Annotated in this window: 1 protein-coding gene; it reads right to left on the reverse strand. The window is 64.6% G+C overall.

Going from position 1 to position 322, the window contains the following annotated elements:
* A partial coding sequence (locus ABGA94_RS08475) for a hypothetical protein (RefSeq protein WP_375367004.1) occupies positions 1–209 on the reverse strand: 209 nt, incomplete at its 3' end.
* Positions 210–322 lie beyond the last annotated feature (113 nt).

Raw genomic sequence — 322 nt, forward strand, 5'->3', positions numbered from 1 at the left:
GCGCCGACTACAAGCTGTCCACCGACGTGCGCCGCTTCGAATCGGATTACCAGGGCCAGGCCACGCCGACCGTGGTGATCGAGGTCAGCGCCAAGCTGATCCATGTCGCCGACCAGCGGTTCGTAGTGGCCGAGGATGGCACCCAGGACGATCGCCACGATCACCTGGAAGTACAGCTGGCGATAGATCGGCAACGGCTTTGCAGGCACCGGAGCAGATCATGCCCGGCCCGCCGATCAAGCTGCCGGTGCCAGCCGACCTGGCGCAGATCATGTTCCCGCTGACCCTGACCGTGTCGATTTTCCTGTTCCTGCGCGGGCAC

This window comes from Stenotrophomonas sp. 3diitr2024 (genome assembly GCF_042136455.1).
Lineage (GTDB): Bacteria > Pseudomonadota > Gammaproteobacteria > Xanthomonadales > Xanthomonadaceae > Stenotrophomonas > Stenotrophomonas sepilia.